General features: G+C 60.6%; 13 protein-coding genes. 6 read left to right on the top strand and 7 right to left on the bottom strand.

Features of this window, described 5'->3' with window-relative positions; translation table 11 throughout:
• The first annotated feature begins 5 nt into the window (after window positions 1-5).
• The 6 genes from B0G69_RS39595 to B0G69_RS39570 all read left to right on the top strand — a co-directional run bounded on the left by B0G69_RS39595 (window position 6) and on the right by B0G69_RS39570 (window position 7,273).
• Window positions 6-1,334: a hypothetical protein gene (locus tag B0G69_RS39595; RefSeq protein WP_121325452.1), complete on the top strand. Its 1,329-nt coding sequence runs from the start codon at window positions 6-8 to the stop codon at window positions 1,332-1,334.
• The gene (locus tag B0G69_RS39590) at window positions 1,321-2,064 is read left to right on the top strand and encodes a hypothetical protein (protein ID WP_121325451.1); all 744 of its coding nucleotides are present in this window, start codon (window positions 1,321-1,323) and stop codon (window positions 2,062-2,064) included. Before B0G69_RS39595 ends, B0G69_RS39590 begins: the two co-directional genes overlap by 14 nt.
• A gap of 15 nt (window positions 2,065-2,079) precedes the next feature.
• Complete coding sequence (locus B0G69_RS39585) at window positions 2,080-4,353, top strand: ATPase, T2SS/T4P/T4SS family (protein ID WP_121325450.1); 2,274 nt, start codon at window positions 2,080-2,082, stop codon at window positions 4,351-4,353.
• Window positions 4,350-5,480 (top strand): type II secretion system protein, encoded by a 1,131-nt coding sequence (locus tag B0G69_RS39580; RefSeq protein WP_121325449.1) that lies wholly within the window; start codon window positions 4,350-4,352, stop codon window positions 5,478-5,480. The genes B0G69_RS39585 and B0G69_RS39580 overlap by 4 nt, the downstream gene beginning before the upstream one ends.
• A gap of 99 nt (window positions 5,481-5,579) precedes the next feature.
• Window positions 5,580-6,128 (top strand): type 4 pilus major pilin, encoded by a 549-nt coding sequence (locus B0G69_RS39575; RefSeq protein WP_241991764.1) that lies wholly within the window; start codon window positions 5,580-5,582, stop codon window positions 6,126-6,128.
• A gap of 11 nt (window positions 6,129-6,139) precedes the next feature.
• Entirely contained in the window at window positions 6,140-7,273 is a 1,134-nt protein-coding gene (locus tag B0G69_RS39570) for a hypothetical protein (protein ID WP_121325448.1), read from the top strand.
• A 709-nt stretch (window positions 7,274-7,982) separates the two neighbouring features.
• On the opposite strand, the gene B0G69_RS39555 is transcribed toward B0G69_RS39570, so the two are convergent.
• The 7 genes from B0G69_RS39555 to B0G69_RS39530 all read right to left on the bottom strand — a co-directional run bounded on the left by B0G69_RS39555 (window position 7,983) and on the right by B0G69_RS39530 (window position 13,759).
• The gene (locus tag B0G69_RS39555; RefSeq protein ID WP_121325445.1) at window positions 7,983-9,089 is read right to left on the bottom strand and encodes a CAP domain-containing protein; all 1,107 of its coding nucleotides are present in this window, start codon (window positions 9,087-9,089) and stop codon (window positions 7,983-7,985) included.
• 232 nt (window positions 9,090-9,321) lie between these two features.
• Complete coding sequence (locus tag B0G69_RS39550; protein ID WP_121325444.1) at window positions 9,322-9,687, bottom strand: hypothetical protein; 366 nt, start codon at window positions 9,685-9,687, stop codon at window positions 9,322-9,324.
• A gap of 12 nt (window positions 9,688-9,699) precedes the next feature.
• Window positions 9,700-9,852: a hypothetical protein gene (locus B0G69_RS39545; RefSeq protein ID WP_241991748.1), complete on the bottom strand. Its 153-nt coding sequence runs from the start codon at window positions 9,850-9,852 to the stop codon at window positions 9,700-9,702.
• Window positions 9,853-9,874: 22 nt separating this feature from the next.
• On the bottom strand, window positions 9,875-11,062 hold the full coding sequence (locus B0G69_RS39540; protein ID WP_121325443.1) for a FlhC family transcriptional regulator: 1,188 nt from the start codon (window positions 11,060-11,062) through the stop codon (window positions 9,875-9,877).
• A 42-nt stretch (window positions 11,063-11,104) separates the two neighbouring features.
• The gene (locus tag B0G69_RS39535) at window positions 11,105-12,358 is read right to left on the bottom strand and encodes a hypothetical protein (RefSeq protein ID WP_121325442.1); all 1,254 of its coding nucleotides are present in this window, start codon (window positions 12,356-12,358) and stop codon (window positions 11,105-11,107) included.
• Between the two features lie 174 nt (window positions 12,359-12,532).
• Entirely contained in the window at window positions 12,533-12,808 is a 276-nt protein-coding gene (locus tag B0G69_RS40910) for a hypothetical protein (protein ID WP_147440846.1), read from the bottom strand.
• A gap of 234 nt (window positions 12,809-13,042) precedes the next feature.
• Window positions 13,043-13,759: a nuclease-related domain-containing protein gene (locus tag B0G69_RS39530; protein ID WP_121325441.1), complete on the bottom strand. Its 717-nt coding sequence runs from the start codon at window positions 13,757-13,759 to the stop codon at window positions 13,043-13,045.
• Window positions 13,760-14,123: the final 364 nt, after the last annotated feature.

The raw sequence follows: 14,123 nt of genomic DNA, 5'->3' as shown, positions 1-14,123 counted from the left end.
GGCACATGCACATCACGGATCCACTGCCGCGCGAAAAGAACGCGCGTCTTGTCTTCGGGCTGGAGTGGCGCGCGTATCCGTCGCGGCAGATGCGGGCGGAACGCCGTCGCTATGCCGATGACTTCGGCTCGACACACTACATCGAATACAAGAACGGCAAGGACGTCATTGGTGGCTTCTGCGCGCCGGAGATGGCGGAGCTCAAGGGCGCGAAACTTTACTCGGGCGCTGCGCGCATTGCACAGCATGACCGCGTGAAGGGGAAGGCGGCCGTGGCTGTCCTGCTGCAGGACGAGCAGCGCGTGCACGTCATCTTCGTGGTACGCGGGGTAGTGCGCAGCGATGAGGTGCTCACGGTACCGCAGGCCCGCGAGAGGAAGCTTGCCATCGAGCAGGAATGTCTGAAGCTGAACCTGCCGCTCACGACGCTCGGCTCGGGCCCAGCCGTGGGGGACGTCGACGAGAGCTTCGGTGCGGCCGCGCTTCTCGATGCCCGCAGAAGCGCGCGCGTGAGCAAGGTGCCCGCCAGCGTTCCTTCCATTGTGCCCATCGTGGTGATTGGTGCCGCGCTGATTTTCGGCGGCATCCAACTGGTCGACATTCTCAATCCACCGCCGCCACCGGCGCCGCACGAGCCGTCGTTCGAGGAGAAGCACGCCACGCGGGTGCGTCAGACGTTCGCCGCAAAGATGCCGCGCGCGAATCTGCTTGCGCCCGCGCTGCTTGCGACGCTCGGCAACAGTGAAACGGTCGTTGCAGGCTTTGTGTTCGAGAAGGCGGTGTGCGGCACACAGGGCTATTGCGCACTGACGCTGCGCCGGTACGGCGGCAGCTTCGACGATCTCCGCCAGAACGCCCCCGAGTCGATGCGCCCGCTGCATTTTGATGCGGACGGACTGCATGCTGGGGCGCGCGGTCCTCAGGTTCCCGCAGTCCCGTTCGTGGCCGAGAAAGACCAGGGCACCTGGCCCACAGAGCAGGGACTGATCGACGCCTTGCAGACACCGCCACAAAAGCTTTCGGCAAAGCCGTTCGAACTCGACAGCTACGGGTACACCGTGCACCTCGAGCCTCCGAAGCCACTTCTTGCAGTTCCGATGGGCACCAACGATTCGCGCCCGGCGCAGATGATCCGCGTGGGCGAGTGGACGATCAGCGGCTTTCGCTGGCAATCGCCATTGCTGGCGAGGCTGCCGTCGAACATGACACTGGACACGATGACCGTTGAGCTGAAGCTTGGAGAGGCCGGCGCAAATACATCGCAAAACGGCGGGACGGTCATCCAGAACGGGATCCATTTCACAGCCAGGGGCAAATACTATGTTCTCAATTAAAGTCCTGCCGGCGCTCGCGTACGCCTTGATGGCTGCATCGGTTGCAGCCTATGGCCAGCCGAAAGCGGCGACGACGCATACGCAAGCGGTGCATGCGCACATGCCTTCGGCAGACATCGACCTCGGCGGAGACCAGCCGGCCAGCGGCGGATTTGCGCATGCGGGCCCCGATCCGCAGCCGCCAGTAGCGGTTGCTGCGTCCGCTGTCGCTCCGTCAGCACCCGCCGAGCCGCGCCTCTCCATCGAGGACGTGGACCGGATCGCGCGATCGTCCATCGCGCGGCAACTGGCGGGCAACGGGAGCGCGCTGCCCGCCGGTGTGGCTCTGAATGGCGCTGCCCCTGCGGCGGCGCCCGTCAATGCTCCTGTATCCCCCGTCAATAGCAAACCGGCGCCTGTTCGTTCGCGCTCAGAGCCTGTGCGTTTCGTTGGCGCCTTCAGCGACGTGAGCGGACAAGGGGTGCTCTACGAATACCGCGCTGCAGCGTACCCGGCACACGTGGGCGCAAAGCTGCTCAACGGATGGACCGTGAAGCGCGTCGACGGCTTCGTCGTGACCGTTGCAGAAGGGACGGGCAAGGGCGCGCGTACCTGGACGGAGACGATCAGCGGTGGCACCCCCGCCCGTGACACACAGCAGTCGCCGGTCGGCGGGTTGGCGTTTCGCGGTTTGCCCGATCTCTCCGGCCCGCTGCCGCCGTCGATGCCCCTATCCGCTGTCGGCCGGTAACACAGGGAGCTAACCATGAGCATGTTTTCTGGCATTGAAAAGAACGAGCCGTCCACTGGTGGCATCTTCGGGCGCTTCCGTGCGTTCCGCGCTGGCTTTTCGGAGGAGTCCGCCTCGATGCCGATTGCCGGCGTGGAGAAATTAGACGCTGGTGACCGTGAGCCGCGCTTCGCGGGTAAAAGCACGAAGCTCAAAGCCGAAGCGGTCGAGGCGAAACCGGGGCAGCCGATGACGCTGGGCATGCGACTGCGGATGGCCGACATCAGCGATGTCGATGTACACGAGGAAGGAGAGACGGAATTCGCGCGGTCCGCAGAGCCGAAGCCGTTCGTACAGAACGCCCCGCAAATGGCCGACCCGATACCCGGGGAAGCAGCGGACGGGCCCACGGCGACAGGAAGTGGCATCTTTGACGTTGCTCCGTCGGCGAGCTCGGCCGGCGACCTCTATGCCGCGGCTGAATCCGCGAACGACGGGTTGCTTCGCCCGACGGATCGCACGGACAACCTGCAGGCGGAAGAGGGGGCGGTGGCGCCGGATAACTCGGGTGTCCCCTCATCGCTAGCAGACCGGGTGCACGAAGCGCATGCTCATAACGAACCCGTCGCTATGCAGGAGCCCGAGCTGATTCCGGTTGGCTTACCGCAACTGCCGTCGGCCAATGCACTCGCGTTCAAGCGCATTCTGAGCGAGCGCGGCGCCGATGCGACGTTGCGTATCACTGATGCGGCGCGCCGCGAGTTCGTGGCGGTGGAGGTGCAGGCCGGCATGGCGATCGTCGTGACCACGCAGGCGTTTCACGAGTCGGCGCTCTATCCGACGTACCTGAAGGATCTTGAGCGCGCCGACATCAAGGTGCATGAAGAGATGATCGCCGCCGAGGCGGTGATAGCCGCGATCTACGCTCGTGAGCGTAATCGTTCGGCGGCCATCGTGCCGGAATCATCGCGCGCGATCGGCACGTTTCGCGATGTCGCTGAAGCGGCCCACGAATACGGCGCCGGCGACATCCACTACGAGTACCGCGATTTCAACGACGACGTCGAAGTGCGGTTTCGAGTGAACGGTGATCTTTACACCTATCGCAAACTGTCAAAGTCGCTGGTGCGTCGCGCTCTGTCTGCGTCCTATCAGGATCTTGTCGCACGCAATACGAATTCAGGCGAGACATTCCAGCCGAGCGCACCGCAGTCGGCCATGATCCCGCTCGTCGTGCACACGGACATCCTCAACATCCGCTGGCAAAGCTCGCCGCTCGTTGGCGGTTTCGACGTTGCGCTCCGCCTGCTCGACGGCAACTTCCGCAATCTGAAGCTGCTGATGCCGGACCAGATGGGTCTCACACGCAGCCAGTTGAAGATCCTCGACTCCTTATGCAACGTAAGTGGCGGGGTATCGATCTTCACCGGTGAAACCGGGTCAGCGAAATCAACACTGCTGCGCGCGCTCTCCTACATGCTGTCATCCCGCGATCTGCGCAAGCAGTATGTCGTGAGCGAACCGTCCGAGTACCCGCATCCGTGGCTGTCGGAAATCTCGATTCCGCGCCGGCCGGACGAGTTGGACGAGGACGCGAGTCGCAAAGGGGCAGAGGTCATTCGCACACTGATGCGGATGGACCCGGACGACCTGACCGTCAATGAGATTCGCGACCGCGTGATGGCGGCCCTCGTTGCGGAACTGGCACTGACCGGTCACCCGGTCAGAACGACGCTGCACGCGGACAGCGCGATCGGCGCATTCATGCGGCTCGCAGGCGGCCGTCTGCAATTGCCGATGGACGAAATGTCGTCGGAGAAGTTCGTCAACGCGGTCGCCAACCAGAAGCTGATTCCGCTGCTGTGCCCGCATTGCAAGGTCCCCGCGCGTGACGTGCTGAGCGCAACGCAGGTACACACGCTCGAGAAGAAGTTCGGGCTCGATACGTCGACGATGGCATGCCGCGATGAAGCCGGTTGCGAGCACTGCCGCCTCAAGGGCCTATTTACCCGCGCGGGCAAAGTCGCCGCCGGTACCAAAGGGCAGACGCTTGCGATGGAGATTTTCCGGCCGACGCTGGAGTTTCTGGACCTCGTGGCGATACGGGACTGGCGCGGCGCGGAGAGGGCATGGCGTTCGACGCGCGTGTCCGGATTTGACGATGACGACATGACGGGCAAGACGATCTACGAGCACGCCCTTTACAAGGCGTCGCAAGGCATCATCGACCCCCGCTTCATCGACACGGCGATGCGGTCGTTCGATGAGTACAGGATATTCCCAGATCGCGATGGGAGGATGCCGTCGTGATCCAGGGACTTGTCTATACGCTCTTCATGATGCTGCCGCACAAGGAGCGCATGCGGGTAGCAACGTGGCGCTTCAGCAAGTTGCGGGAGAACTTCTACCGCGAAACGCGGCTTGATGTGGCCGCAAAGGGCCTGCGCAATCGCGAGACGCTGCTCGAGCGGCTAACGACGCTGGAAAAGCGTCACCGTAATCGCAAGGGACTCGCGTGGCCGGTCTTCCAGGCTATCGCCAAACGGATGGTGGCGGGCGACAACTTCGCGAACGCGATCCGGCCGTACATCCCGACCGACGAATATGCGCTGCTGGAAATCGCGGGTGCGTCGACGCAGCAGGATGCGGCGATCCGCGGCCTCGAGCTCGCGGAGATGGCGGCGAACGCAAAAACGGTGCTGGGCACGACGACATCACTGCAGATGGCCTATCCGGCGCTGCTCATCGTCTACATGTACCTGTACGCGATGCTGTTCGGCGGAACGATCTTTCCGGCCGTCGCCGATACCAAACCGATCTCGGAATGGTCCCCGTTTGCGCAGGCGCTTTATGCGTTCGACAGCTTTGCGTACCACTACTGGTGGCTCAGCGGCTCGATCGTTGGAGGCCTTGTCTTCGGATATTTTCATTCGCTCAAGCGCTGGACCGGGCACCTGAGAAACAAGGTCGATTCGATGCCGCTGATGTGGCGCAACCGGCGTGACCTGCGCGCCGCTTTGCTGATCGTTTCACTGGCGGGGCTCTTCGATTCAAACCTGACCCTGCGCGCGTCGCTCGACCGGCTCACGAAGACTGCAGATCCGTGGCTTAGATGGCATCTGAACCGGATGGGTCGAAGGCTCACGCAGCATCCCGACCAGACGATGCGCGCGCTCGACACCGGCATCTTTTCGGAGACGGTGATGGACACGATCGCCGACGCGGCCGGTCGTGACCAGTTCGTGCAGGCGATCAAGTCGCTCGGCCGGAACTCGCTGGACCGTGTGGTCGCGACGGTCCGGCGCAACGCCCGCATCACGCATTACGTGCTGCTCGGCTTTGCTGTCTCGCTCTTTTTCGTTTTCGGCATCGGATCCTACGTTGCGACCGGTGCTGTCAGCTTCGATTCGTCATCGTCGGCTGGCGCCAACTACTGAGGAAAAAAAATGAACATGAACAACACGATGCCAAAGAAAAGCGCTTCAACGTCGGCAATCTCATCGGCCTCAACTGAGCGCAAATCGTCGCTGACCCGGATGGGTCGCCGCCGCCGGCAGTCGGGCGAACTGTCGCTCATCGAGGGAGCGGCCGTGATGGCTGGCGCGGCGCTGCTCGCGCTTGTGGTCTATCAGGGGCGGTCATTCGTGATGGATCGTATCCACGCGCATCAGTTCAAGAGCGAAGCGCAGCTTTTTCGCAGTGGCATTCAGGACGCCACATCGAGCGACGTCGATTTCTCAAGCGAGACGCAGCAGACGCTTGCGAAGAACCATGCGTTTGACTCGGCGAATTCCCGCGTGAACACGTCCACCGGCGCGCTGACGGGAATTTTTGGCGGTGCGGTGACCGCGGTGCCAGGAACGATCTCCGCGACGGACGACGCCATGATCGTGACCTATCCGGTGCCGAGTACGGTATGTTCGCTGTCGATCGGTGCCGTCGCTGGCGCCTACGCAAAGGTGACCGTCAACGGGACAACCGTGTACGACCCGAACACGCCATTCAGCGGTGCGACGGCAGGCACGGCATGCGCTTCGGCCGGTGCGACAGCCAGCATCGGCATGTACGCCACTCACAATAACTAAGGGCGCCGGGTATGTTCAGCATCGTTGAGATGGTGGTTGTGCTGGTCGCTGCGGCATTGATGACGGTCGTCGGGATCAAGGAGGATGCAGCGAAGCGGCGCAACCAGGTGCTGACGACCGAAGGGCAGAACGAGGCGGTCATCAACGCCGCGCTCGGTAACTGGGTAACCAAAAACTACGCGACGCTTACCCAGAACGGGCCGGTTGCTGTTGTGCCCGCAACGGACCTGCCCACGCTCAACGATCTGTTCACGCAGGGGAACCTGCAGCAACCGCACGCGAATGGGCCGTTCTGGGGCGGGGCGTACGTCATCAGCATGAGCGTCGGCCCGTCGACGTGTTCGGTGAGCGCGGGGGACTGCCATGTCACCTACGTGCTGTACCCGTCAAAGCCGGTGACGCGTGGCGGCAATCCCGATGTGATCGGCGCTTCCATCATCGCTCAGGCTGGCGGTAATGCGTTTGGCTTCTCGAAGACGCAAAACTCCGGAACCGTTACCGGCATCAACGGTGCCTGGAATGCGACCAATCCATTGGCGGGCAACCCGGCTGCGGTGGTGCTCGCTACGAACGGCCCGACGTCGGATGGTAACTCGGTCTACATCCGGCGAGACGGCGCACTGACGTGGACCGGTGATCAGAACGTCAATCACGTCAGCCTTCACGACGTCCATAACCTGGATGCGGAAGGTACGGTCAGTGCGGCCAACATCGGGGCAACTGACGCAGTCACTGCGAGCGGCGCGGTTTCCGCTGGCACGACGGTCTCTACGGGCAACATCGGTTGGCCGCGAGTGGCGTGTCCGAAGGTTAACCAGATGACAGGCGCGAGCGACAACTCGGGCCTGATGCTGTCGTGTCAGAACGTGTCTGGTGTTCTGCAGTGGATGCCGATCGGCGGTCCCAAGCTCTGGTACGGCTACACGAACATACCGGGCGGCGGCGGTACGTACGTGCCAAATCCGGATTGTCCTGCGGGCGGGACACCGCAACTGGTGGTGTCGGGCCAGAGCATGTACACGGACCCGACTGCGGTCATCAACTACCCAACGGCCGGAAGCGGTCCATGGACGGTCTATATCACGGATGGCAGCGGAAACATCATAAGCGGAACTGCCGTCGCGACAAGCTTCTGTACTTATTGAAGAGGATGGGAAATGAGCTTCGCCAGAATTTTTATATGGATAGCCGTGGTTATTGGGATCGCGACGGCCAGCAGCGCAGCAATGACGGGGCCGGTACGGTGCTCGGTCAACAATCAGGATTCGACATGTGTCGGGCATCTGACGACCGCATGGCAGACGCCTCCCGCGTGTCCGAACCAGCCGGGCTGGACCACGATCGCATCAGCACAATGGATTGGCTCTCAATACTCCGCGCCGCAGTGCAACTATCAGGCGGCGCCGACGTGCCCATCTGGCTATGCCCAGACATCTGCCCCGAACTGGGACGGGGCGACGTGGACCGCTCCGGGATGCGCGGCGCCTCCGCCACCAGGAAATACAGGTAGCGGCGGCGGATATAGTCCTTCCGATCCCACGTCCCACTGCAAAGCTAACGCTGTCGCGGCTGGATATACTGTCCCTTCCGGTTTGGCTGCGTCGTTGACGAAGATCGGCAGCTACACGCAGGTCGCGATGTGCTACGTCAACGGTCCTTACTACGACGGCGGCGGGCCTAACGGGGGCACTCAGTACGAGTACGCGTGCTTCTTCAACAATACAACTGGCGATCAGGTCATGGCCGACCGTACGATGATTTGGTCTGCATGCCAAGGATATTCGTCAAACTGATTCAGCACGCTTCGTAAAAAAGCGCCCGGCAGGGCGCTTTTGTGCATCTTAGACGCTTGGATCAGTTGCCCGTCGTGAACGTCCAGGTCAACGGCTGGTTGTTGTTGAGCGGCGTTCCGTCTCGCGACCCGCTAAACGACACGTTGTAGGTCGTGTTAGCGGCAAGCGGCGCAAGCGGCAAAAGAACTACGACGCCAGGGAAAAACGCGTTATTAACGTCGGCCGTCGCGCCGGTCGACCCCGTCAGCGCAGCTGAGGGAACGATGACTCGCGCAGGGACCGCGGTTCCAGAAGAGGAGGTCAGCGTAAAACTCGTGACGGTCAGCACATCGCCCTGATTCGCCGCATTGACGCGAACCATGATAGGGCGGCCGGGAGCCGTCAGGTCGGGCGCCGGATTCGGGGCTTCCGCAACCATTGCAAGTGCAACGCCTGTCTCGTTGCTCAAAGGGGAATGCGCGATCGATCCGACTGGCAAAATCTGACCGGCAGCGACATTCAGCCCGTTTGTCATCGGCGTGCCGCTGACACCGGAAGTCTGGCCAAAATCTAGGACGCAGCTGTATATCGGATACGACCCGAAGCTCTGTTGAAAGCCAATACCAATGGATTGCTGGTTGGCAGTGACGCTCTGGAGGTGGTAGACCGTATTGAGGTATTGGCGAAGGCAATCCGTTCCATAAGCCGTGCCGCTGGTCTGCGGCAGTCCGGCGGCAACTACTTCACCTATCCACTCGGTCACCGGCGCACCGGCCTTCTGTGCGCGCGACAGAGGCGTATCGCCATAATAGTTTGCAAATGACGAGTCCTCGTTATGCGCCAGCGCTGTCAGCTTGCCGCTTGCGAGGTTCGAATCGAGATACAACGCATGCGCTTGCGCCGACGTGTCAAGAATAGGGTCTTGCGCGAGTTCACCCACTCCCATTGCGAGCCGGTACGCGTTCAATTGTGCAAACGTCGCTTGCTGCATTGTGCTCGCACTGTATGTCGGTGCAGGGACCGAGGTCTGCGGCGTCGTTGCACCGGCAGGAGAAGTCGTCGGCGCACTTGCGCCGCTCGCCGGCGCAGCGGCTCCGGAGCTACTGCTGCCCCCACCGCCACCCCCACATGCCGAAAGAGCGATCGCTGCGGCGAAAGAAACGGCGGTCAGTTTGAAAGTCTTGTTCATTTTTTCTATCACTCAGTGTTGGTATTGGTGTGCCCCTTGCACAACCATGAATCCAGTCTACCTGGCGGCCATCAATGTCAAGTCGCCACCAGATCGCGATTCCTCTCTCGACGAGCTGGCGTGCGTTCATGCCGAACAGCGCGTCATTCTAGTGGTATCGGAAAGATCGGGTAAGGCTGAGCGAAACGTCTGATGCGTAAGGATTAACGGGCGAAAAGTGAGCAGCGCATGACTATCGCGACTTGCGCCGGCGTCGATGGAAAACTCGCAAACCGACAAAAGCAACGACAAGGCCGATGCCCGTAACGGCCGGCCCGACTCTCGCCAGTTGCGGAACGATCCGCGTGCCCATGTAGAGAGCGAAAAGCGCGATCGCTAGACGGCCTACCCACGGCGCACTCAGGAAAGACAGTAGCGGTGACGGGTGGCTGCTCGAGTACTCCACGTATCCTTCGTTGGACTTCTCAAGGTCGAAGCCAGATGCATTTCCCGCCCGCTCGTTCTGGTAAAACCTTTCGTATCGTTCGAAGCGGCCATCGCCGCGCCCAGCAAGCCACGCAGCGTTGCTTTCCTTGGCCAGATATGCAAAGTCTTCCATCGATATCTCTCACTAGTGCACGCGTCCCGCATGCCACGCGACGGCGCCGATCGCGTCGGTGATAATGCCGCCGTCCGCCTCTGCGTAGTACGCACCGGTTTCGGGGTTCTGCCAGCCAAACTGTGCGCGACCATCACTGCCGAAGATGACAAGTCCTGCGGGCAATTCCTGTGGGTTCGTTTTCGGGTCAGATATCACCGGTCGACCTCCGTGCCGCGCGCTTCTTCGCGCCGAGCTGCTGGCTGCAGGCCGGGCAGGTGAAGCGACTGTGCATTTCAATTTTCGCGTCGTTGTTCGATACAACGTAGTGGGTGCTGCAGGTCCGGCACGGAGCTACGGTCAGGCGGGCGTCCGCTGCCATCGAACGGATCAGATTCCATCCCCGGTCAGGGTTGATGAGTCGGTTTCCGCCGAAGAGCCTGTCGTAGACGTCGTTCGTCGCAAGCAGGGCTTCCGCAGGGTTGGCACCCATCGCTGTGGCCGAGCGGTAAAGCCACGTGTAGACAGTTGCATGAAGCCGGTGGACGTGTGTCTCGACAAACCAGGTCAGCGAGGTCGCCGTATTCCCCATCGGCGAGCTCTTTCCATGGATCTCCTGATATCGCGTTCGCATCTGATGCTGGTTCAGCCCGAAGAGGTTGGTCGCGGTGGAAGCGCGCAAGCCATAAAACATCATTGCGCTCGCGAAGGCTTCATTCTTCATGCGACCGAGCCGCAGTTCGCCCCACTGCGCGGTGTACGGAAGGTCGCCGATACGCGAGGGCGATGTGAGCATGATCTGGTGAGCGATCATCTCGTCACTCAGCGTGCTGCCGCGAAACTCCCACCAGAATGTTGGACTGTTGAAGCGCCAGCGAAATAGAGGCAGTTCCTTCATCCGGCCGAGCGCAACGCTTAGCTTGTGCGTCGGAACGGAAAGCAGATACTTCGCGACGTCGGTCGAGATGCCGAGGAGAGGCGCGCTCATGACGCTCATATTGAGCACCTGGGTGATGAGCGACACAAAGACCGAGTTCTGCTGGTTCACTGCATAGGCTGTCAGCGAGTCGAGCGGGGGAGTCTTATGGCGGAGTACGTCGACGGCCACGGTGGTCGCCGTGTTGTCGACGAAGCACCGCCAGTCCTCGACCGACTGCAAGGTCGGTTCGACCATCAGGAACGGCGCTCGAAGGAGATTCCGAAGCGAAGACGGATTGTGCTGAAGCTGCTCGATTTCCTTGCGCTCGACATTGAAAACCTCGTTGAAGCGGCTGTCCTGCTTGAGCAGCCATTTCATGTGGTCAACAAGGTTGAAGTTGGCCACCTGAATCTGATCTGTAAGCCATTCCGGTACGTAGAACCGGTCGATTGCCCGATAACTGTCTTTATTGTTCACCGCTTTTTCCTTATCTCTCAACAACTTGTTTCGTCTGTGCCCTTAGGCTGCACGTACGGCTGCCTGCAACTCCCCGTGGAATTTCCCGGTCAGATCAGCCAGCCCCGTCAGCAGGCCTTTGAACCGACCAAGCGAGCCATCGGCTGTAACGAGCAACTGCACGCTGTGGAATTCCTGGATGAATGATCCGAAGGTCTCGACCAGTCCGGCGACACGCTTTTCAACGGCGACCTTCTGTTCGATTTCCGCTTCCTGCTTTTTCCTCAGGGCCTGCAATTCCTCAAGGCGCTTTTTTGCTTCATCGCATTCAGCAGTAACCCTGCTAAGTTCGTCGAATCGGCTTTGCGCAGCCGCTTCCAGATTGCGCAGGTGTTCGGGCGTGACTTCGACCTGAACTTCCTTGATCGTGACTCTTTCATGGGCCTCCTTGAGCTCGCGGCTCCTGGCCTCGGCCTCACGCTCGAGTTTCGAAATCGTGTTCTGCAAGCCACTGGTCGCCCGTTCGGCTTCTGCAAGGTCAACGAGAGTCCGCTTCAACTTCTCCCTGTCGTCCTTGACGTCCTGATTGAGACGGTCGGCTTCGGCGGCCAATCGTTCATTGTCGCTTTTCGCGTCTGAGAGTTGGCCATAGGTCTCATGCAACTGGCTCATTACCGTTGAGAGTGCGCTGTCTTTCTCGGCGAGACGATCTTCGTACTCGTCGATGATCTTCTTGATGTCGCGCTTGCTCAGATTTGGATCGTCGCGCCTCGCGTCGATCACCATCTCGACCACTTCATCGCTCTTGTTCACGAGCAGCTGCATGTCGCTGATCGACAGCATTTCGACAGCGCCGCTATTGGTGCTGAAGCGCTCGTAACAACGTATGTAAAGTCGCACCGAATCGCGCTTCTTGCGAAATGTGTCCTCGATGAAGTCATACACGCGTTCCGCCGCCTTGCGGCGCACTGGCGTTGTGTCGCCATACGCGCTGACGTAGTGACCTTCGACGCGCGTGCGGATGTGATAAAACGCACCTCCGATGCGCATATGTTCAAGCAGAATCTTGCGAGTCGAGTGGGCGACTTCCTCTGCCTCCTCGGCGATTGAAGCGCGTAGCGCGTCCGGGATCTCGTCGCCGCCGAAAAACTCGGTGACTTTCTGGCTGATCTCTGTGTTCGACGGCACGTGTGCGAAAGCGAGCGGCAGGTCCCGCTCAATCGCATTGTCGCCTCCCTTGCCGTCGTGGCCCTCCGGACGGGTGGGGTCAAAGTCGTCGTCTGACGCTTCAGGGGTGGTGTTGTTTCGCTTGCTCATATTGCTCTCGTATTTGACGGTTGGTCGTGGCGTGTTTCAGATCGCGGCCGGATTCGGACCACTGCGCATCACCAACTCTTTTAATGTGAGCGTTTGGTTCTCCGGGAGATCGGTGAAACGTTGATAGCAGCGGATGTAAAACCGCACTGCGGCGGGACTACGACCGAACTCTTTCTAGAGAGACAAATAGGTGGCGTCCAGAGCGCGACCCCGGTTCTGCGGTGTATCGCCGTTTTCACCCGTATATGCAGCAACCGCCTTTTCAACGATCTTCGAAAGGCACGCGCCAATTCGCAGGTGTTCCGACAGATGTCCATGAGCCTCTGGCCCCTTGCCGTCTGTTCCTCGGTAACAGGCAGCCGTGCGGAGTGACGCTGCGTCTGCGTCGATTCGGTTGTGTTCGCTGACGTCTTCAATTGACGCAGGCGACTTCTTCTGGTTTTTAGTCATTCACAAACTCCAACTAGTCGTGGTGATATGCCCAGGCGCTTTGGCCGAACGCCCGATTTTTGTGAGCACTGAACTCTTCCACGGGGAGAGAGCATGCTCAGATTACGCGCCGTTCCTCTACCGTTGCGCCCTAAAGACGCGCTGTTTCATATAGCTTTCGCTTTGCGAAACATCGGAAGCTGCCAGGGGAGCAAACGTGTAATTGATTCTTATTCGGCAATGCTTGCCGAAACTTTAGGCAAAGACGGTAATTTTTTTAGGGTTTTCCCTCAGCTTTGCGCGATGGCGGTCGATCGCATCTGCCGCCGTTTCTGACACCGCGAGGATTGCCCGTTGTGCCTGCCGCACGTTTATTCGCGTGCCGCCTGCTGACGCGTGCCACGACCTGCGGCTGCGCAGCCATTGGCGCAGGTCGCTGGCGCGCACGATATTCACGGGAAGCGCGGGCGAAATGTCGCTGAGTGGATGAGAAAAGGCTGCGATCCCTTCCACCGCCCATATACCGGGCAGCATCGCTCGCAGAAAAGCAACTTTCGAACGGTTCTGATGGAGGGGAGAGCGGCGCATTTCCCATTGCCCATCCGTACCGAATCGAACGATGGTCGCGTCCGTCGGGCCGGGTTCGATGTGACCCGCCCAGTGTTTTGTCTCGACCACGAAAATGCCGAACGGCGTCACTGCCAGGTGGTCGACTTCGGCCGTGGGAAAGTCGGTGCCAGGAGCGTGATTGAGCAGCAGCGCGCCCGGATGGAGATAGAAGTCGTCACCGCAGAGCCATTGAAGGGCGGAAAGCAGCTCCGCGTGGACTAGCGCTTCGCCCTCTTCGCCAAGTTGTTGACTTCGCGTCACGGGTGTCGTGCGTGGCTTAGTGGCCGTAGCCGCACGCCCTTTCCGATACTTCGCGGCGTAGCAGATCACCGCAGTGACGATGACAGGTAACCAGATGGACATGTGCGCTCCCGTTTAGATACACGAGTTAAGTCTGCCCGGTCTATTTCAAAGTCAAGTGTCTGCGGCTGAGTAGCGCTTTCAGGTGGCTTTCGCGCTACCCTGGAAAGCTACATGGTTTAGTCGAGCTTTTCGGGTTATGACCTTGATCCGGCTCCGGCGAGCGCCGCCCGGACGCACTCAAGTGCTGAGGCTCAAAGCTGCACGACATTGGCGAGCATTTGCCGCACGGAGCCACCGACCGCGCGTTAAGCTTGCCCTATCCAATGGCGTCTTCCGACGCATCGACTTTCCGCGAGTGATCGCGCGCCCCGTTTTCCATTTCCATCTTTTCGCATGAGGCCAGTGCTTTCGTGCGCGCCTTTCA

Source organism: Paraburkholderia sp. RAU2J (assembly GCF_003634845.1).
Lineage (GTDB): Bacteria > Pseudomonadota > Gammaproteobacteria > Burkholderiales > Burkholderiaceae > Paraburkholderia > Paraburkholderia fynbosensis.
The sequence above is the reverse complement of the archived record's forward strand: the minus strand, read 5'-3'. Positions and strand labels throughout refer to the sequence as shown.

Excerpts from the sequence above, each read along its gene's own strand:
- B0G69_RS39595 (WP_121325452.1), top strand. The coding sequence starts at position 6 with ATGCACATCACGGATCCACTGCCGCGCGAAAAGAACGCGCGTCTTGTC.
- B0G69_RS39590 (WP_121325451.1), top strand. The coding sequence starts at position 1,321 with ATGTTCTCAATTAAAGTCCTGCCGGCGCTCGCGTACGCCTTGATGGCT.
- B0G69_RS39585 (WP_121325450.1), top strand. The coding sequence starts at position 2,080 with ATGAGCATGTTTTCTGGCATTGAAAAGAACGAGCCGTCCACTGGTGGC.
- B0G69_RS39575 (WP_241991764.1), top strand. The coding sequence starts at position 5,580 with ATGGGTCGCCGCCGCCGGCAGTCGGGCGAACTGTCGCTCATCGAGGGA.
- B0G69_RS39570 (WP_121325448.1), top strand. The coding sequence starts at position 6,140 with ATGTTCAGCATCGTTGAGATGGTGGTTGTGCTGGTCGCTGCGGCATTG.
- B0G69_RS39555 (WP_121325445.1), bottom strand. The coding sequence starts at position 9,089 with ATGAACAAGACTTTCAAACTGACCGCCGTTTCTTTCGCCGCAGCGATC.
- B0G69_RS39550 (WP_121325444.1), bottom strand. The coding sequence starts at position 9,687 with ATGGAAGACTTTGCATATCTGGCCAAGGAAAGCAACGCTGCGTGGCTT.
- B0G69_RS39535 (WP_121325442.1), bottom strand. The coding sequence starts at position 12,358 with ATGAGCAAGCGAAACAACACCACCCCTGAAGCGTCAGACGACGACTTT.
- B0G69_RS40910 (WP_147440846.1), bottom strand. The coding sequence starts at position 12,808 with ATGACTAAAAACCAGAAGAAGTCGCCTGCGTCAATTGAAGACGTCAGC.
- B0G69_RS39530 (WP_121325441.1), bottom strand. The coding sequence starts at position 13,759 with ATGTCCATCTGGTTACCTGTCATCGTCACTGCGGTGATCTGCTACGCC.